This window comes from Monashia sp. NPDC004114, from assembly GCF_053603855.1.
This window is the reverse complement of the sequence record NZ_JBSGGK010000002.1, coordinates 222,703-246,146: the sequence shown is the minus strand read 5'-3', so window position 1 is coordinate 246,146 and position 23,444 is coordinate 222,703. Positions and strand designations below refer to the sequence as shown.

Annotated in this window: 23 protein-coding genes; 14 read left to right on the top strand and 9 right to left on the bottom strand. The window is 69.2% G+C overall.

What is annotated here, in order from left to right; genetic code table 11:
* Positions 1 to 53 precede the first annotated feature (53 nt).
* From ctaC to ACWEOW_RS03890, 3 genes are read left to right on the top strand one after another with little or no spacing between them, the layout of a single operon-like run.
* On the top strand, positions 54 to 971 hold the full coding sequence (ctaC, locus tag ACWEOW_RS03900; RefSeq protein ID WP_452267839.1) for an aa3-type cytochrome oxidase subunit II: 918 nt from the start codon (positions 54 to 56) through the stop codon (positions 969 to 971).
* A complete protein-coding gene (gene ctaD, locus ACWEOW_RS03895; protein ID WP_452267838.1) occupies positions 968 to 2,728 on the top strand; it encodes an aa3-type cytochrome oxidase subunit I in 1,761 nt (586 codons plus the stop codon). Before ctaC ends, ctaD begins: the two co-directional genes overlap by 4 nt.
* A gap of 5 nt (positions 2,729 to 2,733) precedes the next feature.
* The gene (locus tag ACWEOW_RS03890) at positions 2,734 to 3,135 is read left to right on the top strand and encodes a cytochrome c oxidase subunit 4 (RefSeq protein WP_452267837.1); all 402 of its coding nucleotides are present in this window, start codon (positions 2,734 to 2,736) and stop codon (positions 3,133 to 3,135) included.
* Between the two features lie 347 nt (positions 3,136 to 3,482).
* On the opposite strand, the gene ACWEOW_RS03885 is transcribed toward ACWEOW_RS03890, so the two are convergent.
* From ACWEOW_RS03885 to ctaE, 5 genes are all read right to left on the bottom strand, one after another.
* Positions 3,483 to 3,836, bottom strand: a complete 354-nt coding sequence (locus ACWEOW_RS03885) for a metallopeptidase family protein (RefSeq protein ID WP_452267836.1) — start codon at positions 3,834 to 3,836, stop codon at positions 3,483 to 3,485.
* 126 nt (positions 3,837 to 3,962) lie between these two features.
* Positions 3,963 to 5,720: a cytochrome bc1 complex cytochrome b subunit gene (gene qcrB, locus ACWEOW_RS03880; RefSeq protein ID WP_452267835.1), complete on the bottom strand. Its 1,758-nt coding sequence runs from the start codon at positions 5,718 to 5,720 to the stop codon at positions 3,963 to 3,965.
* The gene (qcrA, locus tag ACWEOW_RS03875) at positions 5,717 to 6,826 is read right to left on the bottom strand and encodes a cytochrome bc1 complex Rieske iron-sulfur subunit (RefSeq protein ID WP_452267834.1); all 1,110 of its coding nucleotides are present in this window, start codon (positions 6,824 to 6,826) and stop codon (positions 5,717 to 5,719) included. The genes qcrB and qcrA overlap by 4 nt, the downstream gene beginning before the upstream one ends.
* A gap of 49 nt (positions 6,827 to 6,875) precedes the next feature.
* Positions 6,876 to 7,682: a cytochrome bc1 complex diheme cytochrome c subunit gene (gene qcrC / locus ACWEOW_RS03870; protein ID WP_452267833.1), complete on the bottom strand. Its 807-nt coding sequence runs from the start codon at positions 7,680 to 7,682 to the stop codon at positions 6,876 to 6,878.
* Between the two features lie 70 nt (positions 7,683 to 7,752).
* A complete protein-coding gene (gene ctaE / locus ACWEOW_RS03865; RefSeq protein ID WP_452267832.1) occupies positions 7,753 to 8,415 on the bottom strand; it encodes an aa3-type cytochrome oxidase subunit III in 663 nt (220 codons plus the stop codon).
* A gap of 180 nt (positions 8,416 to 8,595) precedes the next feature.
* On the opposite strand from ctaE, the gene ACWEOW_RS03860 reads away from it, so the two are divergent.
* Both ACWEOW_RS03860 and trpD read left to right on the top strand, forming a co-directional pair.
* A complete protein-coding gene (locus tag ACWEOW_RS03860) occupies positions 8,596 to 9,066 on the top strand; it encodes a response regulator transcription factor (RefSeq protein ID WP_452267831.1) in 471 nt (156 codons plus the stop codon).
* An 8-nt stretch (positions 9,067 to 9,074) separates the two neighbouring features.
* Positions 9,075 to 10,127, top strand: coding sequence for an anthranilate phosphoribosyltransferase (gene trpD / locus ACWEOW_RS03855; RefSeq protein ID WP_452267830.1), 1,053 nt, complete (start codon positions 9,075 to 9,077; stop codon positions 10,125 to 10,127).
* A 3-nt stretch (positions 10,128 to 10,130) separates the two neighbouring features.
* On the opposite strand, the gene ACWEOW_RS03850 is transcribed toward trpD, so the two are convergent.
* Both ACWEOW_RS03850 and ACWEOW_RS03845 read right to left on the bottom strand, forming a co-directional pair.
* Positions 10,131 to 10,415, bottom strand: a complete 285-nt coding sequence (locus tag ACWEOW_RS03850; protein WP_452267829.1) for an Lrp/AsnC family transcriptional regulator — start codon at positions 10,413 to 10,415, stop codon at positions 10,131 to 10,133.
* A gap of 19 nt (positions 10,416 to 10,434) precedes the next feature.
* Positions 10,435 to 12,210 carry a DEDD exonuclease domain-containing protein gene (locus tag ACWEOW_RS03845; RefSeq protein WP_452267828.1) on the bottom strand — a complete coding sequence of 592 codons (1,776 nt, stop codon included), beginning with the start codon at positions 12,208 to 12,210 and terminating at the stop codon, positions 10,435 to 10,437.
* Between the two features lie 239 nt (positions 12,211 to 12,449).
* Here ACWEOW_RS03845 and ACWEOW_RS03840 point away from each other — a divergent pair, with 239 nt between their 5' ends.
* Together ACWEOW_RS03840 and ACWEOW_RS03835 are read left to right on the top strand one after the other, a co-directional pair.
* Positions 12,450 to 12,746: a hypothetical protein gene (locus ACWEOW_RS03840; RefSeq protein ID WP_452267827.1), complete on the top strand. Its 297-nt coding sequence runs from the start codon at positions 12,450 to 12,452 to the stop codon at positions 12,744 to 12,746.
* 103 nt (positions 12,747 to 12,849) lie between these two features.
* Complete coding sequence (locus tag ACWEOW_RS03835; protein ID WP_452267826.1) at positions 12,850 to 14,202, top strand: hypothetical protein; 1,353 nt, start codon at positions 12,850 to 12,852, stop codon at positions 14,200 to 14,202.
* A gap of 42 nt (positions 14,203 to 14,244) precedes the next feature.
* On the opposite strand, the gene ACWEOW_RS03830 is transcribed toward ACWEOW_RS03835, so the two are convergent.
* Positions 14,245 to 16,035, bottom strand: a complete 1,791-nt coding sequence (locus ACWEOW_RS03830; protein WP_452267825.1) for an AMP-dependent synthetase/ligase — start codon at positions 16,033 to 16,035, stop codon at positions 14,245 to 14,247.
* A gap of 210 nt (positions 16,036 to 16,245) precedes the next feature.
* Here ACWEOW_RS03830 and ACWEOW_RS03825 point away from each other — a divergent pair, with 210 nt between their 5' ends.
* The 3 genes from ACWEOW_RS03825 to ACWEOW_RS03815 are packed head-to-tail and all read left to right on the top strand — an operon-like array spanning position 16,246 to position 18,207.
* Positions 16,246 to 16,689, top strand: coding sequence for an SRPBCC family protein (locus tag ACWEOW_RS03825; RefSeq protein WP_452267824.1), 444 nt, complete (start codon positions 16,246 to 16,248; stop codon positions 16,687 to 16,689).
* A gap of 4 nt (positions 16,690 to 16,693) precedes the next feature.
* Positions 16,694 to 17,242 carry a hypothetical protein gene (locus ACWEOW_RS03820; protein ID WP_452267823.1) on the top strand — a complete coding sequence of 183 codons (549 nt, stop codon included), beginning with the start codon at positions 16,694 to 16,696 and terminating at the stop codon, positions 17,240 to 17,242.
* Positions 17,239 to 18,207, top strand: coding sequence for an ROK family glucokinase (locus ACWEOW_RS03815; RefSeq protein WP_452267822.1), 969 nt, complete (start codon positions 17,239 to 17,241; stop codon positions 18,205 to 18,207). Before ACWEOW_RS03820 ends, ACWEOW_RS03815 begins: the two co-directional genes overlap by 4 nt.
* Before the next feature lie 131 nt (positions 18,208 to 18,338).
* Here the strand turns inward: ACWEOW_RS03815 and ACWEOW_RS03810 are convergent, their stop codons facing one another.
* Positions 18,339 to 18,956, bottom strand: a complete 618-nt coding sequence (locus tag ACWEOW_RS03810) for a hypothetical protein (RefSeq protein WP_452267821.1) — start codon at positions 18,954 to 18,956, stop codon at positions 18,339 to 18,341.
* Positions 18,957 to 19,094: 138 nt separating this feature from the next.
* Here ACWEOW_RS03810 and ACWEOW_RS03805 point away from each other — a divergent pair, with 138 nt between their 5' ends.
* From ACWEOW_RS03805 to ACWEOW_RS03790, 4 genes are all read left to right on the top strand, one after another.
* The gene (locus ACWEOW_RS03805; protein ID WP_452267820.1) at positions 19,095 to 19,961 is read left to right on the top strand and encodes a 1-acyl-sn-glycerol-3-phosphate acyltransferase; all 867 of its coding nucleotides are present in this window, start codon (positions 19,095 to 19,097) and stop codon (positions 19,959 to 19,961) included.
* A 5-nt stretch (positions 19,962 to 19,966) separates the two neighbouring features.
* Positions 19,967 to 21,190 carry a MacS family sensor histidine kinase gene (gene macS / locus ACWEOW_RS03800; protein ID WP_452267819.1) on the top strand — a complete coding sequence of 408 codons (1,224 nt, stop codon included), beginning with the start codon at positions 19,967 to 19,969 and terminating at the stop codon, positions 21,188 to 21,190.
* A 45-nt stretch (positions 21,191 to 21,235) separates the two neighbouring features.
* Entirely contained in the window at positions 21,236 to 21,946 is a 711-nt protein-coding gene (locus tag ACWEOW_RS03795; protein WP_452267818.1) for a response regulator, read from the top strand.
* A gap of 108 nt (positions 21,947 to 22,054) precedes the next feature.
* Positions 22,055 to 23,437 carry a class II 3-deoxy-7-phosphoheptulonate synthase gene (locus ACWEOW_RS03790; RefSeq protein ID WP_452268027.1) on the top strand — a complete coding sequence of 461 codons (1,383 nt, stop codon included), beginning with the start codon at positions 22,055 to 22,057 and terminating at the stop codon, positions 23,435 to 23,437.
* Positions 23,438 to 23,444: the final 7 nt, after the last annotated feature.

Genomic DNA, 23,444 nt, shown 5'->3' with positions numbered 1-23,444 from the left:
CGCTCGAATGTGCGCGCGCCGCGCACTCACGAACGGAACGAAAGGTGCACCTGGTGCCTGAGCACGATGAGACGCCCGCGGGAGCGCCGGTGGTGACCCGGGCCCGAGGGCGACGCAGGGCGATCCGCATGGCGGGGCTCGCCGCGGTGGCCGGTCTGGCGCTGACAGGCTGCCAGGGCCGGATCCAGAACGGCTACCTCCCGCAGCCGGTCTCCGACAGCGGCTACCGCGTCGAGAACCTCTGGGTCGGCAGCTGGATCGCCGTGCTTCTCGTCGGCTTCCTCACGTGGGGCCTGATGATCTATGCGGCCATCCGGTTCCGCAAGCGCAAGGGTGACGAGACGCTGCCCGTCCAGCTTCGGTACAACGTGCCGATGGAGCTGCTCTACACCGTCATCCCGGTGTTCATGGTCGCGGTCTTCTTCTACTACACCGCCCGCGACGAGTCGGCCCTCACCAGCACCAGCCAGAAGCCCGACCTGACGATCAGCGTCGTGGCCAAGCAGTGGAGCTGGGACTTCAACTACATCGACTCGAACGTCCACGAGAGCGGCGTCCACGTCCAGCTCGACGGCAGCACGGGCAAGCGGGCCGATATGCCGGTGCTCTTCCTGCCCGTCGACAAGCGGGTCGAGTTCGTGCTCAACGCGCGCGATGTCATCCACAGCTTCTGGGTGCCGCAGTTCATGATGAAGATGGACATGATCCCGGGCAAGACGAACAAGTTCCAGCTCGTGCCCACCCAGACCGGCGAGTTCCAGGGCAAGTGCGCCGAGCTGTGCGGCGCCTACCACTCCGAGATGCTCTTCATGGTCAAGGTCGTCACCCAGCAGGAGTACGACCAGGAGATGGCGCACCTGGCGTCCATCGGTCAGACCGGCCTGATCCCCGTCGACGCGAGCCGCGAGAAGATGGTCCCGGCCGACGCTGACAAGATCCCCGCACCCGCCCGCACTGGGAGCAACCAATGACCTCCGCAACCGTGAACCGTGAGGCCCAGGTCCCGGCCTCGATGGCGCGCCCGCGCCTCGCGAAGGGGCAGACCTTCGTCAAGTGGGTGACGACGACCGACCACAAGGTGATCGGCAACCTCTACTTCATCACCTCGTTCATCTTCTTCCTGCTCGGCGGCATCATGGCCCTGCTCATCCGGGCCGAGCTCATGGCGCCGGGCCTGCAGGTCGTGGACAACCAGGAGCAGTTCAACCAGCTGTTCACGATGCACGGCACGATCATGCTGCTGCTGTTCGCGACTCCGCTGTTCGCCGGGTTCACCAACGCCCTCATGCCGCTGCAGATCGGTGCGCCCGACGTGGCGTTCCCGCGGCTCAACATGTTCGCCTACTGGCTCTACCTGTTCGGTGGCCTGATCGCCTCCGCGGGCTTCCTCACGCCGTCGGGCGCTGCCGCGTTCGGCTGGTTCGCGTACGCGCCGTTGTCGGACGTCAGCTACACGCCGGGCCTTGGCGGGGACCTATGGGTCTTCGGCCTCGCGCTCGCTGGCTTCGGCACCATCCTCGGTGCGGTCAACTTCGTGACGACCATCGTGTGTATGCGTGCGCCGGGAATGACGATGTTCCGGATGCCGATCTTCACGTGGACCGCGCTGGTCACCTCGCTGCTGATCCTCATCGTGTTCCCGATCCTCGCGGCCGCGCTGTTCGCGCTCGGCGGCGACAGACGGTTCGGGATGCATATCTTCGACCCGGAGAACGGCGGTGCCATGCTGTGGCAGCACCTCTTCTGGTTCTTCGGCCATCCGGAGGTATACGTCATCGCCTTGCCCTTCTTCGGCATCATCAGCGAGGTCCTACCGGTCTTCTCGCGCAAGCCGATCTTCGGGTACAAGACGCTGGTCTTCGCCACGATCGCCATCGCCGCCCTGTCGGCGAGCGTCTGGGCGCACCACATGTACGTCACCGGCCAGGTGCTGCTGCCCTTCTTCGCGGTGATGACGATGCTCATCGCCGTGCCGACCGGTGTGAAGTTCTTCAACTGGATCGGCACCATGTGGGGCGGCAAGGTCGTCATGGCGACCCCCATGTGGTGGGCGATGGGCTTCCTCATCACCTTCCTGTTCGGCGGCCTGACCGGCATCATCCTGTCCAGCCCCGCCCTCGACTTCCACCTGTCCGACAGCTACTTCGTCGTGGCGCACTTCCACTACACCGTCTTCGGCACCGTCGTGTTCGCGATGTTCGCCGGGTACTACTTCTGGTGGCCGAAGCTCACCGGCCGCATGCTCGACGAGCGGCTCGGAAAGATCCACTTCTGGATGCTCTTCATCGGCTTCCACACGACCTTCCTCATCCAGCACTGGCTCGGTGTCGAGGGCATGGCCCGCCGATACCCCGACTACCTGCCGGAAGAGGGGTTCCAGGCGGCGAACATCGTGTCGAGCTGCGGCGCGTTCCTGCTGGGCGCCTCGATGATCCCGTTCGTCTACAACGTCTGGAAGACGTGGAAGAAGGCCCCCCTCGTCGAGTCCGACGACCCGTGGGGCTACGGCGCCTCGCTCGAGTGGGCGACCTCCTGCCCGCCGCCGCGGCACAACTTCACGTCGTTGCCGCGGATCCGCTCCGAGCGGCCCGCGTTCGACCTGCACCACCCCGAGGCCGCAGCCGGATACGCTCCCGTGGCCGACCAGGGCACCCTCGTGCAGGTCATGGGCGGCGCTGACACCGCCGAGCACGAGCCGGCGACCACCACCGACAGGCGTGAGGACTGACCCCGATGCGCGTCGAGACCAAGCTCTTCATCTACCTGTTCGTCTTCTTCGTCCCGGTGACCCTGATCTACGGGTTCTGGACCAAGTGGACCGAGCCGATCGGGCTCACCGCCCTGGTGCTGACCGGCGGGCTGTTCCTGCTGTCGGGCTTCTACTTCTGGATGACCGGCAAGAAGCTGCCGCTGCGCCCCGAGGACAACGTCTCCGGCGAGATCGCCGAGGCCGAGGGCAACTACGGCTACTTCGTCGCCAGCTCCTGGACCCCGCTGTGGCTCGGCGCCTCGGGCGCGATCTGTTTCGCGGGTCTCGCGATCGGGTGGTGGCTGTTCATCATCGGCGCCTTCTTCGGCGTCGTCGCGGTATGCCTGTGGGTCTTCGAGTCCTTCTCGGGTGAGTACTCCATCTGAGGCCACACCAGCTGTACCTGAGGCCCGGTCGCTGACGCGCCGGGCCTCACCCGTTCCGGAACATGCTGAAGGGGAAGGCGCCTGGCCTTCCCCTTCAGTCGTCTGGCTTCCTTCACGGCCCTTCAGGCTCGCAGTGCGATCGTGTGGGAGAGAACATCCGAGGGCACCTCCGTCCGATCGGTTGTTGGTTCCCTCGACGCTAGACCTCGCCCCTGGGGTCGTAAAGGGCCCTCACAGGGTTCTCTGAGGAACTGTCCCACCGGCGAGACGCCGTGCACATCCATGCGCTTCTGGCGCTCTGAGCGGTCCTCGGGCGTCTCTGTATGTGGGCGATGGCTGTCGTCGGCTCAGCCCCAGCCGAGCTCGTGCAGGTGGGCGTCGTCGATGCCGAAGTGATGGGCGATCTCGTGCACGACGGTGATCGCGATCTCGTCGCGCAGCTCGTCCGTCGAGTCACACATGCGCTCGAGGGGTCCCTTGAAGATGGTGATCCGGTCCGGCAGGGATCCGGCGTCCCACCAGGTGCCCCGCTCGGTCAGTGGAGTGCCACTGTAGAAGCCCAACAGGTCAGGGTCGTCTGGCGGTGGCTCCTGCTCCACCAGCACGACGACGTTGTCCATGGCACGGGCGAGCTCGGGTGGGATCGAGTCGAGGGCCTCGCCGACGGCTTCCTCGAACTCCTCGTCCGTGAGGTGTTGCATGGTGCGAGTCTCGCACGCCGCGCAGACGCCTCCGGGCGAACCCCGGGGGCCAACATCCCAGCCGAAAGGCCCCGGTCCCTTGCGGGAACCGGGGCCTTTCGAACGGCCACTGGGCGCAGTGCGCGCTCAGTCCTGCTTGGTCGCCTTGACCGTCTCGCGCTCCTGGCTGGCGCCGGCCTCGATGGCCTCAGGCTGTGCCTCGTGGACCGGGACGTGCGGGGCATGCTCGGCGTGTGCGGCCTCGAGCTCCGACGGGGTCGGCGGCGCGACGCGGTCCTTGAAGTAGAAGCTCGAGAGCTTGGCACGCAGGCGCTGGCTGCGGGCCACGGGGCTCGCGACGCCGTTGGGGTCCTTCTCGGCCGTGATCTGGAGAGGCTCCATGACCTCGTGCTGGACGAGCGGCCACCGCTCGTCGGGTGTGAGCGGAGCGTGGATCTCCTCGAACCGACCGTCGGCGTAGCGCCAGATCGTGCCCGTCTCGCGGCCGTGGAGCACCTTCTGGCGGTCAGCGCGCTGCAGGCTGAGGCAGATGCGCTTGGTGATCCAGAAGGCGATCGGCGGGCCGATGAAGAACAGCAGGCGCAGTGCCATCGTGATGTCGTTGATCGACAGGTGCAGCTTGATCGCCATGAGGTCGTTGCCGGCGGCGAAGAAGAGCACGAGGTATGCCGTGATGCCGGCGACGCCGATCGCGGTGCGGGTCGGGTTGTTGCGCGGGCGGTCGAGCAGGTGGTGCTCCCGGTTGTCGCCGGTGACCCATTTCTCGACGAACGGGTAGACGCCGATGAGCGTCCACATGATCGGTAGCAGCAGGATCGAGCCCGGGAAGATGTTCATGCTCCACGTGAAGCCGAACGTCTCGAACTCGAGGAAGCCCGGCAGCAGGCGGAGTGCTCCGTCGGCGAAGCCCATGTACCAGTCAGGCTGGGACCCGGCGGTGATGGGGGACGGGTCGTAGGGGCCGTACGCCCAGATCGGGTTGATCGTGACGACCGCCGAGATGAGGGCGATGACACCGAAGACGATGAAGAAGAAGCCGCCGGCCTTGGCGATGTACACCGGCATGAACGGGTAGCCGACGACGTTGCGGTTCGTGCGGCCCGGGCCGGGGTACTGCGTGTGCTTGTGGACGAACACGAGCAGGATGTGCGCCGTGAACAGGCCCACGAGGATCGCTGGGATGAGCAGCACGTGGAGCGAGTACAGGCGCGGGATGATCGCCTCGCCCGGGAAGGGCCCGCCGAAGATGAAGTACGACATGTACGAGCCGATGATCGGGATCGACTGGACGAAGCCGTTCATGGCTCGGATGCCGGTGCCGGACAGCAGGTCGTCGGGCAGCGAGTAGCCGGCGAAGCCCTCGATGCAGGCCAGCAGCGAAAGGATCGTGCCGAACACCCAGTTGATCTCGCGAGGCTTGCGGAACGCGCCCGTGAAGAACACGCGCGACATGTGGACGAAGACCGACACGACGAACACCAGCGCGGCCCAGTGGTGGATCTGGCGGATGAGCAGGCCACCGCGGATGTCGAAGGAGATGTCGAGCGTCGAGCGGTAGGCGTCCGAGACGGTGACGCCCTGGAGGGGAATGTACGAGCCGTCGTAGACCACTTGGCTGGCGCTCGGCACGAACCAGAAGGTGAGGAACACGCCGGTCAGCAGGCAGACGATCATCGAGTACATCGCGATCTCGCCGAGCATGAACGACCAGTGGTCGGGGAAGACCTTCTTGGACAGGTAGGAGACGCCCTTGGCGCCGCCGAGCCGGTCATCGAACCATCCGGCGATGCCGCCCAGCTGCTTGTTCGCGGCGTGCTGCGCGTCTGCCTGCCGGTCCCCGGCGCGCAGTGCGTCAGCGGGACGTGTGTCGTTGATCGTGCTCATCGGGCACGCTCCCAGAAACTCGGTCCGACGGGCTCCTGGAAGCCCTGCGGGGCGACGAGGTAACCCGCGTCGTCAACAATGATCTTAAGCTGCGGCAGCGGCCGCTTGGCAGGGCCGAAGATGACCTCGCAGTTCTCGGTGAGGTCGAAGGTCGACTGGTGGCAGGGGCAGAGCAGATGGTGCGTCTGCTGCTCGTAGAGGCCGACCGCACAGCCGACGTGGGTGCAGATCTTGGAGTAGGCCACCGTGCCGTCGATGCCCCACTCCTTCTCCTGCTGGTTGTTGATCAGGTTGGGGTCGAGACGGATCAGGATGACGGCCGCCTTGGCCTTCTGCTCGAGGACTTCCTTGCCCTCGTCGATGTACTTCTGGAGGGTCTCGGGCATCACGTGGAAGACCGAGCCGAGCGTGACGTCCGAGAGCTTGATCGGCGTCATCTCCGGGTCGCGCATGAGCCGGATCGGCTTGCCGTCGTTGTACTTCGGATCCCAGATCGTGGTCTTCAGCTGCTCGACGTTCGTGGGGCCGAGCGAGCCGACGACCTGCAGGCCGAGAGGCAGGATGAACAGGCCCACAGCCCCACCGAGGGTGTACTTCAGCATCGGGCGGCGGCCCAGCTGCGTCGAGGCCACACCGTCCGAGACGACCTTGACGGCCTCGGCGCGGTCCTTCGTGCTCGAGGCCTGCAGGTGGCGCTCCTCGACGATCTCCTCGTCCGACATGAGCGTCTTGGCCCAGTGGACGGCACCGATGCCGATGAAGAAGATCGCGAAGCCGAGGGAGAGGCCGAGCGCGACGTTGAGCGTCGATGCCTTGCCGACCCCCGGGAAGAAGAACGTCGCGTCGTCCGGGATGGCGAAGTAGCACACCAGGAAGACGAGCGTCGCGATCATCGAGAGGGTGAACAGCGCCACCACCTGGCGCTCGGCGCGCTTGGCCGCCTTCGGCTGGTCGTCGGCGAGTCGGTGGATGTGGGGCGGCAGGCCGGGGTTCTCGAACTGGTCGGCGCCACGGATCAGCGAGGCAGGAAGCAGCTCGTGTCCGTCGCTGGGCGCAGGGACGAGCTCGCTGCCCGGTTCGTCAGGCGTGGTCTCGTGGTCGGTCATCGGGTGATGGTCCTGTCGTCGTTCGTGAGCGGGACGATGCAGTTGCGGGTCATGCGGCCTTCTTGCCCAGCCAGACGGCGCAGCCGATGAGGATGCCGAGCGCGAACACCCAGGCGAACAGGCCCTCGGAGACGGGCCCGAGGTTGCCGAGGGTGAACCCGCCGACGTTGGTCTGGTTCTCCTGCGCCTTGAGGTAGGAGATGACCTTCTGCTTCGCCTCGGGCGTGAGGTTCGAGTCGTTGAAGACCGGCATGGACTGCGGGCCGGTGATCATGGCCTCGTAGATGTGCTGCGGCGTGGTCTCCTGCAGCGAGGGGGCGTACTTGCCGCGGGTGAGCGCTCCGCCCGCGCCGGCGAAGTTGTGGCACATCGCGCAGTTCACGCGGAAGATCTGGCCGCCTTCGGCGATCGCCCGGTTGTTCTCCGGGGTGCCGGGCTCGATCACCTTGGTGTACTTCTCGTCCGGGATCGAGGGGCCGGGGCCGAGCGAGGCGACGTAGGCCGACAGGGCGGCGATCTCCTCGTCGGAGAACTTCACCTTGTTGATGGGGGCCTGGACGTTCGGCCCGGCGAGCGGCATCCGGCCCGTGCCGACCTGGAAGTCGACCGCGGCCGCGCCCACGCCGACCAGCGACGGCCCCGACTTGGTGCCCTGGGCGTTGAGGCCGTGGCAGCTCGCGCAGTTGGCGATGAAGAGGTCCTTGCCCTCCTGGACCTGGTCCGCGGCCACCGAGGCGGCGGCGTTGGCGTCCTTCGGAGCCAGGAACGAGTAGGCGCCACCGGTCACGAGCAGGCCGAGCAGCAGCAGCACCGCGATCGCGGCGGGGTGTCGGCGTCGGGCGGCCAAGGCTTTCACTCTGTGTTCCTGTCGTCCAAGGTGGTCACGGGCTGGGCGGTGCGATGGGGCTTGGGGACCGGCATACGGGTCAACGCAGGATGTAGATGGTCGCGAACAGCGCGATCCACACGACGTCGACGAAGTGCCAGTAGTACGAGGTGACGACGGCGCCGGTCGCGTTGGCGTGGGTGTAGCGACGCGTCGTGAAGGTGCGGGCGATGATGAGCAGGAAGGCCATGAGGCCGCCGGTCACGTGCAGGCCGTGGAAGCCGGTGGCCATGAAGAAGACCGACCCGTAGGCGTCGGAGCTCAGCGTGACGTTCTCCGAGACGAGCTCGGCGTACTCCATCACCTGGCCGGCGATGAAGAACGCACCGAAGAGGTACGTGATGACGTACCACTCGCGCATGCCCCAGTTCTTGATGTCGAGCAGCTTGCCGGTGCGCGCCTTCTGCCCGCGCTCTGCCTTCCAGACACCGAGCTGGCACCACACGGAGGAGACGACCAGCACGAGGCAGTTGACGCTCGCGAAGGGCAGGTTCAGCTTCTCGGTCTGCTCCGCCCAGAGCTCGGGCCGAACCGACCTGAGCTGGAAGTAGACGGCGAACAGACCCGCGAAGAACATGAGCTCGCTCGAGAGCCACACGATGGTGCCGACGGCGACCATGTTGGGGCGGGTCGCCGGGCCGTGGTGGGCCGGATTCGCTACTGCGCTGGAAGGAACTGCCGATGCTGTCGCCACGTTGGACATTATTCCCACATTCATGTCGGGCTGTGCGAGCGACCCCCCGGATTCGAGGGCGCCCCTCGGGGTTTCGTGACCATTCCGTCACAGAGGCCCGACACCCTTGCGTACAGAGTGCGCAAACCGGTGTCCGCTGCGCGGGAGGTCGCTGCGGCGTGGGGGCGCCTCCCCGGTAGCATCTGGCCCATGACCGCCTCGAACGACACCCCCGACCAGGGCACGTCCACCACCGTCGCTCGGCAGACCGGTGCCGCGGAGCCCGTGAGGCAGGTCACCGTGCTGCTCTACAGCGACGACATGACCACGCGCGACGCCGTGCGCGCCGCTGTCGGGCGCCGGCCGGCCAAGGACGTCGAGGTCGTGCGCTGGCACGAGTGCGCGACCGCGGATGCTGTGGTCCACTCGGTCGAGACAGACCGGTTCGACATCCTCGTGCTCGACGGCGAGGCGGCCAAGGTCGGCGGTCTGGGCCTGGCACGGCAGCTCAAGAACGAGATCTACAACTGCCCGCCCATCATCGTGCTCACCGGCCGCCCGCAGGACAGCTGGCTGGCCGCCTGGTCGCAGGCGGACCTCGCGGTCCCGCACCCGCTCGACCCGATCGCGCTGACGTCGGCAGTCACGACGCTGGCGCGCTCCGCGGTCGCGACGGCCTGACGCCGCCGATGACGCAGGACGTGGCGCAGTCCTGGCCGTCCGTCTACGCCGAGCTGATCGCCGGCCGTGACCTCGACCGGGCCTCGGCCGAGTGGGCCATGGGACAGATCATGTCCGGTGAGGCAACGCCGGTACAGATCGCCGGGTTCCTCATGGGGCTGCGGGCCAAGGGCGAGAGCGTCGAGGAGATGCGCGGGCTCGCCGAGGTGATGCTCGCGCACGCGCACCGCATCGAGGTGGAGGGTCCGAGTCTCGACATCGTGGGCACGGGCGGTGACCGGGCCCACACGGTCAACATCTCGACGATGTCCTCGATCGTGGCTGCCGCAGCGGGCGTCCGCGTCGTCAAGCACGGCAACCGGGCGGCATCCTCGTCGTCGGGGTCGGCCGATGTGCTCGAGGCGCTCGGCGTCGACCTCTCGCTTCCTCCGGAGCGCGTGGTCGCGATCGCGGGCGAGGCCGGCATCACGTTCTGCTTCGCCCAGACGTTCCACCCGTCGTTCCGCTTCACGGCGGTGCCCCGGCGGGAGCTCGGGATCGGCACCGCGTTCAACTTCCTGGGCCCGCTGACCAACCCGGCCCAGCCGACGTATGCCGTCGTGGGCTGTGCGGACGCCCGCATGGCTCCGCTTCTTGCCGGGGTCTTCGCGGACCGCGGCAAGGACGCCGCGGTGTTCCGTGGCGACGACGGACTGGACGAGGTGACGGTCTCGACGACGACGAGCGTCTGGTGGGTCCGTGGAGGCCAGGTGCGGGATCTCGTCCTCGACCCGACGGCGGTCGGGTTCGAGCCGCACTCCGTCGAGGAGCTGCGTGGCGGTGACGCGACCCACAACGCACAGGTCGTGCGCGACGTGTTCGCCGGGGCGACCGGCGCGGTCCGCGACGCGGTCCTGCTCAACGCCGGCATCGCCCTGGCGCTGACCCGGCCCGACTCCGGCAGCACCGCGGAGGCGTTCCACGCGGACCTGCGCGCCGGCATCGACCTCGCGGCGCAGGCTATCGACAGCGGCGCTGCGACGCAGGTCGTCGAGCGATGGGTCGCCGCGACCCGGGCCTAGGGGCTACTCGCCGTCGAGTCCGAGGCTGAATGCGGCCTCGAGGTCGTGGGCGGAGTACGTGCGGAAGGCGATGTGGGTCGACGTGCCGACGACGCCCTCGACCTTGTTGAGGCGGTCGGCGATGACGTCCGCGAACTCGTCGTGTGCCTTGACCCGAACCATGGCGATGAGGTCGGCGTCGCCGGTCACGGAGTAGACCTCGGACACCGCCGGGATGTTGGCGATCTCCTCGGCGACCTCGGGGATCCGGTCGACCTCGCAGTTGATCATGACGATGGCGGTGATCACGGGACCACCCTAGCCGTGCCTAGCCTGCGTGACGCAGGGCGCCACGACGAGGCCTCGCGCCGGGCACGTCGTTGTCGAAACCGACGGCATCGCGGGCCGAGGCCGCGGCCGGCTCGAGCTGCTGGCGGAGCGCGCCGGCGCCGCCGACCGGGCAGGTCCACGAGCCGTCCAGCTCGACGATCCGCACGCCGGGAGCCTCGAGCCAGCGCAGCAGGATCTCGGTCTCCTCGGTCAGTGCCGACGGCCGGTCGGGGGTCGGCGTCGAGACCACCTCGGCGGTCGCCTGCATGGTGCGCACGTGGGCCATCGGGTCGGTGCCCCGCGGGCTCACCACGGTGCCGGCGAGCCGTCCGTGCCTGATGCACACGAGCTCCCATCCGCCGTCGTCGCTGCGTCGGGCTGCGACGATCTCGCGTGACTGTGTCAGCGGCGCGAGCCGCTGCGCACGGGCAGCGCCTCGCACGAGCGCGAGGAAGCGGTCGCGCACCCGAGCGGCGTCCTCGAAGCGCTCCTGCGAGGCGAGCTCCTCGAGGCGGGCGCGGATGAGCTCGCCCCCGGGGCGGGCGTCTCCGGTGAAGATCGCGGCACACTCGGCCACGACGATCGCGTAGTCACCCTCGGACTGGGCGCCGGTGCACGGCGCGCCGCACCGGCCCATGTCGGCGAGTGCGCACGCGGACCCCTTTCCGGTGAGACGACCGGTGCACTGCCGCAGTGGAACGACCTCGTGCACCGCGTCGACGGCCGCCTGGGCGGTCGCCCGCGACCGGAACGGCCCGATGTAGTGGGCGCCGTCGTCGCGCACCTGCTTGACGATGGACAGGCGCGGAAAGCGCTCCTGGGTGAGCTTGACCCACATCGTCCTGCGGCCGTCCTTGGAGCGGCGGTTGAAGCGTGGCTTGTGCTCGTCGATGAGCCGGAGCTCGCGGACCTGTGCCTCCAGGGACGTCTGGCACACGACCGGGTGCACGACATGGGCCAGACGCACCATCTCGGCCATCCGGCTGCGCTGCTCGGACGCCGTGAAGTACGTGCGCACCCGCGCCCGGATGTCGCGGCTCGTGCCGACGTAGAGCACCCGGCCGTTGCCGTCCTTGAAGAGGTAGACGCCAGGCGCGTGGGGCAGCGGGTCGGCCAGGAACCGCTTGCGTCGCTGGACCGGCGTCACGCGCGAGCTGTAGCTGGACAGCTCCTCAACGGTGTGCACGCCGAGGTTGCCGACCCGCGCGATGAGCCCATGAAGCACGTCGACCGTCGCCCTCGCGTCGTGCAGGGCGCGGTGGTCCGGTGTGGTCGTCGAGCCGAACACCTGCGCGAGGGAGGCGAGCCGATGGTTGGGCGACTCGTCCCGCACGACGAGCTGACGCGCCAGCTGGAGCGTGTCGAGCACCGGGAAGCCCGGCCACGGCGCGCCGGTGCGGGCAGCGGCCGACTTGAGGAAGCTGATGTCGAAGCCCGCGTTGTGCGCCACGAGGACACTCCCCGTCGCGAACTCGAGGAAGGCCGGCAGCGCACTCTCGATGCGTGGGGCGTCGTCGACCATGGCGTCGGTGATGCCGGTCAGCACGGAGATGAACGCCGGGATCGGCTCCGCCGGGTTGACGAGGGTCTGGAACTCTCCGAGCACCTCGCCGCCGCGCACCTTGACGGCGCCGATCTCCGTGATGCCGCACTCGGCCGGGGTGCCGCCTGTGGTCTCGAGGTCCACGACGACGAACGTGACGTCGGCCAGGGAGGTGCCGAGGTCGTCGAACGTCGACTGGATCGCGTGCATGACATTGACGGTATGCCGCACCGCCGACAACGCTGCGGAGGCGCGGCGGCGACGGGCCTTGTCGCACTGGTGGATCCAGAGGACGCAGCGCGAGAGCCGCTCGAGGGACGACGGTTCTGCGCTCCGCGCGACAGCGATGTCGGTGGTCTCTCATAGCGTCATCCGTGACAGATCGCAACGAGACACGAAGGGTGGCGAGGAAGATGCTCGTTGACTGCCAGACCTGCCCGGTGCGGGACGTCCACTGCGCCGAATGCGTCGTGACCGCACTGAACGCACTGCCCGCGATCCCCGTCCTCGGGGCGGACGGGTCGCCCGACCAGAGGATCGGCGTCGTGCGCCGCGCCGGCTACCGGGGCGGCACCGATGGCACCGAGGGCACCGAGGGCACCGAGGGCACCGAGGGGACAGTGCCTCTTGACCGGGCGGAGCGCCGAGCCGTGTCGGCGCTGCTGGCCGCCGGCCTGGTCACCACCGCAGCGGCGAACTCCGCACGTGCCGTGCTCGACGAAGAGGTTCCCCTCGGCCGTGCGCGCGGAGCCAGACGGGCTGTCTGAGGGGCAGCTACCCCTGCCGAGGGCGCTTCTGGACTCGCTGGCCGGCGTGCTCGGGCGCCCGCGCGTTCGGCTGGCTCACACGCTGTCATGTCACCATGACCGCGTGTCCCGCCAGCGCAGTGCCCGGTCCACGGCTGCTGCGGCGGCCGTGGTGGCGATGCTTGCCATCGGCGCGGTCGGCGGCTGCGACCGGGGGGTGTCACGGGTCGCGACGACTGGCACGGCCCAGACGTCGGCGACATCGGATAGCGCCACCCCCACCAACGGCGACATCACTGCTGCGGCGTGGGCTGCGGCCCGGAACGAGGCCGTCGGCCAGATCCTGCAACAGCGGTTCTCGGCCGTCGACCAGGGTGACCGGGCCGGTTGGCTCGAGGCACTCGGCAGCCATCCGGACGCGCGCCTCGCAGCGACCCAGCAGCGGGTCTTCGACCGCATGATGGCCATGGGAGCCGGGCGCATGAGCATCGTCGCCCTGCGCGAGCAGTCCGAACCCCTGCCGACCCCCGCGGGCACCCCCGTGAAGTGGGATGTCAAGGCCAACCTCAGCTACGAGCTGCACGGGTTCGACACCTCCCCGCGCAGCTTCGACCTGAACCTGACGTTCAAGGCGGATCCCGCACATCCCGAGGCGGCCGTCCTCACCGCATCGACGCCGTCCGGCCGCCCCCAGCCGTGGGACCTCGACGGGCTGGTGGTCCGCCGGACGCCGCACGCACTCGTCCTCGCCGTGGGCTCCAGGGCGCGCGTCGACGAGATCGTCCGCCGGACCGCCACGGCTCGCGCCCGCGTCGCCGCGGTCTGGGGTGAGTCCCAGCCGGCGGTCTGGGTGGCCCCGGCGACGGATGCAGACGCAGCCCAGCTGCTCGGTCGTAGCGCCGCCGATCTCGACGGGGTGGCCGCCGCGACCGACGGCCCGCTGACACCCGGCCAGCACGCCGGCGCGGACCGCATCGTGCTCATCCCGGGGGCGTGGACCGCGCTCCAGCCTGACGGGCGCGACGTCGTGATGACCCATGAGCTGACCCACGCGACCGTCCGCGCGGCAACGACGCAGACCGTCCCACTGTGGCTCGCTGAGGGCTTCGCCGACTATGTCGCGTACCGACGCATCGACCTGCCCGAGGCGACCATCGCCGCGCCGGCTCTGAAACAGGTTCGCGACCAAGGGCTCCCGCACACGCTGCCGACGGACGCGGACTTCGACCCGAGCGCGGGTCGGCTCCAGACGGCATACGGTCTGGCCCTGCTTGCCGTCCGCACGATCGCCGACGAGTACGGCACGCCAGACCTCGTGCGGCTGTACGAGGCGGCAGCGGGGGGCATCTCCCTGCCGACCGCCCAGGCCGGCGACCGCGACGCCGCGCTCGCCCAGGCATTCGAGCAGACGCTGCACACGCGGGAGAGCACGATCGTGCGAGCCTGGCAGGCGCGGATCCGTGAGCTCCTGGTCTGAGCGAGGGCACCGCGGCATGGCTCGGTGTCCTCGCTCGCCAGGTCAGGCGTAGAGCTTCTCCACGTCCTCGTTGAAGTCCTTCATGACGAGGGCGCGCTTGAGCTTCAGGGACGGCGTGAGGTAGCCGTTGGCCTCCGTGAAGTCCCCGGGCAGCACCGCGAACTTACGGATCGACTCGGCCTTCGAGACCGCCTCGTTCGCCCGGTTCACCGCCTCCTGGAGGGCCTGCGTCACGGTCGGGTTGCTTCGTGCCTCGTCGATCGATACGCCCTCGAGACCGTGCGACTGGGCCCACATCGGCCACATCTCGTCGTCGAGAGTGATGAGAACGGCGATGAAGGGCTTCTGGTCGCCGACGACGATGCACTGCGAGACGAGCGGGTGCGCGCGCAGCCGGTCCTCGAGGACCGCGGGGGCAACGTTCTTGCCGCCGGCGGTGACGAGGATCTCCTTCTTGCGGCCGGTGATCCGCAGGTAGCCGTCGTCGTCGAGCTCACCGACGTCGCCGGTGTGGAACCAGCCGTCGACGATCGCGTCGGCCGTGGCCGTCGGGTTGTTGTGATAGCTGCTGAAGACGCCGACTCCCTTGAGCAGGATCTCGCCGTCGGCGTCGATGCGGATGCCGGTGCCGGGCAGCGGCGGGCCGACCGTGCCGATCTTGATCTTGTCGGGAGTGTTGACAGCGGCCGGGGCAGTGGTCTCGGTCAGGCCATAGCCCTCGAGGATGACGACGCCGATACCGCGGTAGAAGTGGCCGAGGCGGGTGCCGAGGGGCGCCCCGCCTGACACGGCATGCCGCACCCGGCCGCCCATGGCGTCGCGGAGCTTGGAGTAGACGAGCCGGTCGAACAGGGCGTGCTGGAGCCGGAGCCCGAGGCCCGGCCGGCCGGCGTCGAGAGACTGGCTGTAGGCGATGGCGACCGTGGCCGCGCGCAGGAAGATCTTGCCCCTGCCGTCGGCCGAGGCCTTGGCCTCGGCCGAGTTGTAGATCTTCTCGAAGACGCGTGGGACCGCGAGGACGAACGTCGGCTGGAAGCCCGCGAAGTCGTCGAGCAGGTTCTTGATGTCCGACGAGTGACCCATGCGGGCCTTGCCCGCAACGCAGAGCACCTCGATGAACCGGGCAAAGACGTGGGCGAGCGGCAGGAAGAGCAGGGTCGACGCGTTGTCGACGAGGATGACCGGGCCGAGCTTCTCGATGGCGTTCTCTGCGAGGTCGAGGAAGTTGCCGTGAGTCAGCTCGCAGCCCTTGGGCCGGCCGGTCGTGCCGGAGGTGTAGATGATCGTTGCGAGCGAGGTCCTGTCCATGCCGGAGCGTCTGTCGTCGAGGGCCGAGTCGGGAACCCCGCGGCCCTTCTCGCGCAGCGCGTCCAGGCCTCCGGCGCCGATCTCGACGACGTCCGTGAGCGACGGCAGCGAGGGCCGGACCTCCTCGACGACGGCCCGGTGCGCCTGCGTCTCGACGACGACGGTCGAGGCACCGGAGTCGGACAGCGCCCACTGGACCTGCTCGGCGGAGGACGTCTCGTAGATCGGCACGACCACGGCGCCGGCGGTCCAGGCGGCGAAGTCCACCAGGGTCCACTCGTAGCGGGTGCGCGACATGAGCCCGACGACGTCACCCGGCTCCACGCCCGACGCGACGAGGCCCTTGGCGACCGCGTTGACATCGTCGGCGAACTGCACCCAGGTCACGTGGGTCCACCCGCCGGCAGGCGTCTTGCGGGAGAACGCCGTCTCGTTGGGGGACTCCTTGGCGTTACGCACCGGCAGGTCGGCGAGGCTGCCCTCGGACGTGGTTGGCGCGAGCGGTGCGACGACCTTTTCCTTCACTGGTCACTCCTGATGCGGGGCCGGATGAGCTGCACCTTACCGACCGGTAACCGCGACGCGCCGTCATGGTGCGCGCCGTCACGCGATCGAACGGAGGCGGTCCCCAAGTCGCAGAACGCTCCCCGCCGCTCACATCTTCGCACGTGCGTCGGCGCGCTGTGGGCGGGCACTTCAGAGTGGGGCCGGGGCGCACGCGATAGCCTTCGGCGCATGGCCGATCGTACGGAGTCCTCCATCGTCATCGACGCCGCTCCCGGCGAGGTGCTCGACGTCATCGCCGACTTCGAGGCGTACCCCGAGTGGGCCAACGACGTGAAGGAGGTGCGCGTCCTTGCGGAGGAGGGCGACGGGTGGGCCGACCAGGTGGAGTTCACCCTCGACGCGGGCGCGATCAAGGACACCTATGTCCTGGACTACGAGTGGGACGTCGTCGAGGACGGCACCGGTGTCGTGTCCTGGTCGCTCGTCTCGGCGCAGGTCCTCAAGGCGATGAACGGCTCCTACACACTGGCCTCCGACGGCGAGGGGACCAAGGTCACCTACCGCCTCGCGGTCGACGTGAAGATCCCGATGATCGGTCTGCTCAAGCGAAAGGCGGAGAAGGTCATCATCGACACCGCCCTCAAACAGCTGAAGAAGCGGGTCGAGGCCTGACCACGTGACGTCCAACGACGGTCCGCAGGAGACACCCGCCGAGGCCCGCGCGCGCCGTCGGGCCGAGCTGCCCCCGCCCGGCACGGTCCAGCAGGAGGCAGCCCTGCTTGTCGACCTCTTGTCCCAGCGTGGGTGGGCCCCACCGGCGGGTATGCCGTCCGGCCGCGCCGGTGAGGCGGCTGGAGACCGCCCGCAGCCGGGCCAGGACGCGCGCGGCGCCGGCGCTTCGTCCGAGGGCGGGCAGAGGCAGGAGAACGGGTCGCAGCGCTCGGGCCCCGATGGCCAGCACGAGTGCACGTGCGGGGGTCGCACTCCGGCCGCCTGCGCGGTGTGCCCCGTCTGCCAGCTCATCGCGTTCGTCCAGCAGGTGAACCCCGAGACGATCGACAAGGTCGCCGACTTCGTCGGGTTCGCCGCGACCGCGCTGCGCGACCTGGCGACCGCCCAGCGGGAGCGACAGTCCGAGGCAGGCAATCACGCCACGGACTCCGAGGCCGGCCACACGCACGAGGCCGACGACCGTCACCAGCCTCACGGAGAGCCTCCCTCGTGAGCCGGAACCTCGCCATCGGCATCGACATCGGCGGCACCAAGGTCGCCGGGGGAGTCGTCGACGAGAACGGCACGATCATCCACCGGACCCGTCGAGACACGCCGCACCGCTCGACCTCGCCGTCGGTCGTGGAGAACACCATCGTCGAGTCCGTGGAGGAGCTCCTCTCCAAGGTCGACCCGGCCGACGTCACCGCGGTCGGGATCGGGGCCGCCGGGTTCGTCGCCGAGGACCGCTCGACCGTCGTCTTCGCACCGCACCTGTCCTGGCGCAACGAGCCGCTGCGGGATGCGCTGTCGCAGCGGATCCACCTGCCGATCACCGTCGACAACGACGCGAACGCTGCAGCCTGGGCCGAGGCGACCTTCGGCGCCGCGCGAGGCGAGTCGCACGTCGTGATCATCACCCTCGGCACCGGTATCGGCGGAGCCCTCATCATCGACGGTGCGGTCCAGCGGGGCCGGTACGGCATCGCCGGCGAGTTCGGGCACATGCAGGTCGTGCCGGGCGGCGCGAGGTGTGAGTGTGGCAACCGTGGGTGCTGGGAGCAGTACGCCAGCGGCAACGCGCTGGTGCGCGAGGCGAGAGCGATGATCGAAGCCGGGTCGCCCGTGGTGGTCGACCTGCTCGCTCGGCTCGGTGGCGACACGTCCGCGCTGACCGGCCCGGTCATCACCGAGGCGGCCCGCGACGGCGACGCGACCGCCCGCGAGCTGATCGCAGACATCGGCGAGTGGCTTGGGATCGGCATGGCGAACCTCGCGGCAGCCTTCGACCCAGGGCTGTTCGTCATCGGTGGTGGCGTCAGCGCAGCCGACGAGATGCTCATCGCTCCGGCGCGTGAGGCGTTCCGGCGCCAGCTGCCCGGGCGCGGCTACCGGCCTCAGGCGCGGATCGTGCGTGCGGTGCTGGGCAGCGACGCGGGACTCATCGGAGCCGCGGAGCTCGCCCGCTCCGGCCGCTGACCCTGCAACACACCGAGAAGCCGCAAGCTCCTATCGGTTATTTCCGGAGGGGTTTGCAGGTGCTCGGTGTGTTGCGGAAGGACAGGGTCCAGGGGCCGATGCTCTGGTGTGGCCGGTCCGGACGCGAGGCTCTAGATGCGCGTGCCGTCGTCGAACGGGTCGCGCTCGGTGCCGCCGCGCAGCACGAGCAGGATGAAGCCGACGACGGTCATCGTCAGACCGGTCACGATCCACCAGCCGCTGCCGTCACGGTCGAACAGCAGCACGTAGAGCAGCAGCAGGGGCCCGCCCGCCAGTCCGACGACGATCGCCCAGTACATCGGGTCGGTCTCGGCCGATGGCAGGTCGATCTCAGATGGCGGCACGAAGTGGTCGTCGTCGGGGTCCACTGCATCGAGCAGGTCGTCGACGTCGTCGCTCTGCGGGCCGCTACCGCGCCAGGCGTGCGACGTCGTGGAGGCGATCGGGAGGTCCAGCACGCCACTGGACTGGCCGGGCGGCATACCCACGGTGCCCGAAGGGCCAGTGTCAGCGGGAGGGCCGCCGGCGTCCACGACGCCTTGGTCGGCACTCGCGCCGGCTGTGCCCTGGCCGCCCGGCTCGGTCGATCCGACCTCGCCGGTCTCGGCCGTCAGGTCGGGCGACGCTTCGAGCGCAGCGGCAGCAGGGTTCGCCTGCGGGTCGGGAGCCTCGTCGTCCCACCCGGCGATGATGCGCTCGAACTCCGCGTCGAGGTCGCGTTCGCTCACGACGTTTCCTTGGTGCTGTGGCCGCCGAGCACGAGGCTCGAGCGGCGATGCGTTCGGACCTGATGATCCTCGCATGCCCCGCTGTGCAGGCGCGAGTGTCGTAGAGTTCGAGCCGTCACATGTGGAAGGCGGACGCGGTTGTTCTACTGGTTCTTGAAGACGATCATCGTCGGGCCCATCATCAAGCTCCTCTTCCGACCGTGGGTCGAGGGGGAGGAGAACGTTCCCGAGAACGGCGCTGCGATCTTCGCCTCCAACCACCTGTCGTTTTCCGACTCGATCTTCCTGCCGATCTGCGTGCCGCGCCGCGTCACGTTCCTGGCCAAGAGCGACTACTTCACGGGCCGCGGTCTCAAGGGCCGCCTGACTGCCGCGTTCTTCAGGGGCGTCGGCCAGCTGCCCGTCGACCGGTCCGGTGGCAAGGCGAGCAACGCCGCGCTCAACTCGGGCCTGAAGGTGCTGCGCCGTGGTGAGCTCCTCGGCATCTACCCCGAAGGCACACGCTCGCCCGACGGCCGCCTCTACCGCGGCCGCACGGGCGTGGCCCGGATGGCCCTCGAGGCCAAGGTGCCGGTGATCCCGGTGGCGATGATCGGCACCGACAAGGCGCAGCCGACCGGCAAGGTCATCCCGCGGATCATGCGGGTGGGTGTGCGGGTCGGCAAGCCGCTCGACTTCTCGCGCTACGAGGGCATGGAGGACGACCGTTTCGTCCTGCGCTCGATCACCGACGAGATCATGTACGAGCTCATGCTGCTGTCGGGCCAGGAGTACGTCGACATGTACGCCACGTCGATGAAGGACCGTCTCGTCGCGGCGGCCCGGGCCAAGGCACGTGAGCTGCAGGAGGCGGCCAAGCCGGGCAGCGCGGCGCCCGAGCTGGAAGAGGCGCTCGACGCGGCCGAGGGGCGGGAGCGAGCCGCCAAGGCGGACCCGAGCGAGGCGGAGGCGGACTCCGACACCGACGACGACGAGGGCCACGGCCCCGTGGTCGCAGCCTCCTAGCCCTCATGCTCCGGTCGCTGCGACCGCGCGACGAGAGGCACGAGCTGGCGACCCCCTCGACGCCCACGCCGCGAGCCGTCCTCGACGACGAGCACGCGATCGTGCGCGCCCTCTGGCGCGCCGTCGACGTCTTCCGATGCCTGGCGCTGCTGTATGCCGTGTGGTCGGTGTGGGCGCGCCACGCCGAGATCGCACACCTGGGCGGCGCGATCGCCGTGCTCGGGGTGCTCACCGGGTGGACGGTCGTCCAGACCGTGCGCCCGATGCGCACGGTCCGGGCCTACTCGGTGGAGCTCGCGATCGGGTGCGCTGCGATCCTGGCTACCAGGCTCGTCGACACGCCCGAGGTGATCATGGGCGGCGCGCGGACACTCCCGTCCATCTGGCCGTCGGCCGCGATCGTCGGCTTCGCGATCCTGCGCGGTTGGCGGGGCGGCATCATGGCGGCCGCGATCGTCGCGACGTGCTCGTTCATCGAGGTCATCGAGCCGACTCCGAACACGATCTCGAACTCGGTCTTCGGCTTCCTCCTCGGCGGCTGCGTGGGCTTCTGCGTCGACCTCGCAAGGTCGAGCCACGCGGCGCTGGCCGAGGCGATGCGCCGCGAGGCGGCCCGGGTCGAGCGCGATCGGCTCGCCCGCACGGTGCATGACGGGGTGCTGCAGACTCTCGCCTTCATCCACCGTCGCGCGACCGACATCGGCGGCGAGACGGCCACCCTGGGCGCGATGGCGGGCGAGCAGGAGCGCATCCTGCGCACTCTCGTGAGCCAGACCGACCTCACCGAGGTCGACCGGGCGGTCACGGGCGACGCCGACCTACGCGCCCTGCTGCGCCACGTCGAGGCGGACGACGTGCAGCTCGTGGCACCGGCCGACCCGATCCTGCTGCCTCGCAAGGTCGCCGACGAGGTCGTCGCAGCGGTCGAGGCGGCACTGGACAACGTGCGCAAGCATGCCGGCGCCGGCGCGCAGGCCTGGGTCCTGCTCGACGACGAACGGTCCGGAGTCGCTGTCACCATCCGGGATTCCGGTTGCGGCGTGTCGGCGAGCCGGCTCGAGGAGGCCGTGGGACAGGGACGGCTGGGCGTCTCGTCAAGTATCAGGGCGCGCCTGGCCGACCTCGGAGGGAGTGCGACCATCACCTCGGGAGCGGCGGGTGGCACGACCGTGGAGCTGCGGGTGCCGCGGAAGGACACAGCCCGGCGCACCGGCTCTGCGCCCACCTGAGACCGCAGCAGCAACCGGCACCAGCCACACAGACGGAGGAGGACCGTGACCGACCAGCACGACCTGACCAGCGAGGCGAATGCCGGTGGGCGGATCCGTGTCGTCGTCGCCGACGACCATCCGATGTGGCGCGACGCGGTCGCCCGTGACCTCGCGAGCGCCGGCTTCGACGTGGTCGCGACCGCCGATGACGGTCGCTCGGCTGTGGCGCGGACGAGGGCGACGAGCCCGGACGTGCTCGTGCTCGACCTCAACCTCCCAGGTCTCAACGGGGCCCAGGTCTGCGCCGCGCTCGCGGCGGCCGAGGTGCCGACCAGGATCCTTATCCTGTCGGCGAGCGGTGACCAGCAGGACGTCCTCGAGGCGGTCAAGGCAGGCGCGCTCGGGTACCTCGTCAAGTCGGCCGGCCGGGACGAGTTCCTCGCGGCGGTGCGGGCGACCGCGGCAGGAGAGCCGGTGTTCACTCCGGGGCTCGCCGGCCTGGTGCTGGGTGAGTTCCGGCGGGCCCAGGCGGCGCCGAGCGACGAGCGTGCGATCCCCGAGCTCACGGCGCGCGAGACGGAGGTCCTCAAGTACGTCGCGACCGGGATGGGCTACAAGGAGATTGCGGCAACTCTGTTCCTGTCGCACCGCACCGTGCAGAACCACGTGCAGAACATCTTCGGCAAGCTGCAGATGCACAACCGCGTCGAGCTGGTCCGTTTCGCGATGGAGCGCGGGATCGACCTGTCGGACCTCACTGATCCGGATGCCTGACCGGATCGCAGCTCGGCGCGCCCGAGCTGCGGGAGCGATCGTCGTCATTTCGGGATGCGGACCCGTGCAGGTCCCGCACTGGGCGCCGTCTACGCTGTCTGGGTGAACATGAGGACCGTCACCGCCGATGTCGGCCTCGAGCCCGCTGCGGGCTCCGAGGCGCTCGCCGCCCTGACGGCGGCGGCAGCCGAGCTCGAAGCCGCACAGCAGCCGAGCTGGCCGGACACCGCCGCCCTCGCCCAGGCCACCGAGACCCTCGCCGCGTATCCGCCCCTCGTCTTCGCCGGTGAGTGCGACATCCTCACCGACCGGATGGCCAAGGCCGCCGTCGGCGAGGCCTTCGTGCTCCAGGGCGGCGACTGCGCCGAGACGTTCGCCTCCGCGACAGCGGACAACATCCGCGACCGCATCAAGACGATCCTGCAGATGGCCGCCGTGCTCACGTACGGCGCATCGGTGCCGGTCATCAAGGTGGGCCGGATGGCCGGGCAGTACGCCAAGCCGAGGTCCTCGTCGGTCGAGACCCGTGAGGGCGTGACGCTGCCTGCCTTCCGTGGCGACATGGTCAACGACTTCGCGTTCCACGAGACGGCCCGGATGCCCGACCCGCAGCGGCTTGTTCAGGCCTACCACGCGAGCTCGGCGACGTTGAACCTGGTACGCGCCTTCACCACCGGTGGCTTCGCCGACCTGCGTCACGTGCACGACTGGAACCGCGGCTTCGTCGCCAACTCTGCGAACGCGCGCTACGAGAAGCTGGCTCGCGACATCGACAAGGCGATGCGCTTCATGGCGGCCTGCGGCGCCGACTTCGATGCGATGCGGACGGTCGAGTTCTACGCCGCGCACGAGGCGCTGCTGCTCGACTACGAGCGTCCGCTCACCCGCATCGACTCGCGCTCGGGGCGCCTCTACGACACGTCCGGCCACTTCGTCTGGGTCGGCGAGCGCACTCGCCAGCTCGACGGCGCGCACGTCGACTTCGTCTCGCGGATCAGCAACCCGATCGGGGTCAAGCTCGGCCCCAAGGCCGACATCGACGAGGTGCTCCGGCTCATCGACAAGGTCGACCCCGACCGGACGCCCGGCCGCCTGACGTTCATCACCCGGATGGGAGCGGGCACGGTGCGGGACGCGCTGCCGGCGCTCGTCGACAAGGTCACGGCGTCCGGGGCGACGGTCACGTGGATCTGCGACCCGATGCACGGAAACACGTTCGAGTCCTCGACGGGCTACAAGACGCGCGACTTCGATGACATCGTCGAAGAGGTGCGCGGCTTCTTCGAGGTGCACCGGTCGCTCGGCACGATTCCCGGCGGCATCCATGTGGAGCTCACCGGCAACGACGTCACCGAGTGCCTCGGCGGCGCGGAGAAGATCATCGACTCCGACCTCGAGAAGCGCTACGAGTCCGTCTGCGACCCCCGCCTGAACCACCAGCAGTCGCTCGAGCTGGCGTTCGTCGTCGCCGAGATGCTGGGTCAGGCGTGAGACCATC

Excerpts from the sequence above, each read along its gene's own strand:
- ctaD (WP_452267838.1), top strand. The coding sequence starts at position 968 with ATGACCTCCGCAACCGTGAACCGTGAGGCCCAGGTCCCGGCCTCGATG.
- ACWEOW_RS03890 (WP_452267837.1), top strand. The coding sequence starts at position 2,734 with ATGCGCGTCGAGACCAAGCTCTTCATCTACCTGTTCGTCTTCTTCGTC.
- ACWEOW_RS03885 (WP_452267836.1), bottom strand. The coding sequence starts at position 3,836 with ATGCAACACCTCACGGACGAGGAGTTCGAGGAAGCCGTCGGCGAGGCC.
- qcrB (WP_452267835.1), bottom strand. The coding sequence starts at position 5,720 with ATGAGCACGATCAACGACACACGTCCCGCTGACGCACTGCGCGCCGGG.
- qcrA (WP_452267834.1), bottom strand. The coding sequence starts at position 6,826 with ATGACCGACCACGAGACCACGCCTGACGAACCGGGCAGCGAGCTCGTC.
- ctaE (WP_452267832.1), bottom strand. The coding sequence starts at position 8,415 with ATGTCCAACGTGGCGACAGCATCGGCAGTTCCTTCCAGCGCAGTAGCG.
- ACWEOW_RS03860 (WP_452267831.1), top strand. The coding sequence starts at position 8,596 with ATGACCGCCTCGAACGACACCCCCGACCAGGGCACGTCCACCACCGTC.
- trpD (WP_452267830.1), top strand. The coding sequence starts at position 9,075 with ATGACGCAGGACGTGGCGCAGTCCTGGCCGTCCGTCTACGCCGAGCTG.
- ACWEOW_RS03825 (WP_452267824.1), top strand. The coding sequence starts at position 16,246 with ATGGCCGATCGTACGGAGTCCTCCATCGTCATCGACGCCGCTCCCGGC.
- macS (WP_452267819.1), top strand. The coding sequence starts at position 19,967 with ATGCTCCGGTCGCTGCGACCGCGCGACGAGAGGCACGAGCTGGCGACC.
- ACWEOW_RS03790 (WP_452268027.1), top strand. The coding sequence starts at position 22,055 with ATGAGGACCGTCACCGCCGATGTCGGCCTCGAGCCCGCTGCGGGCTCC.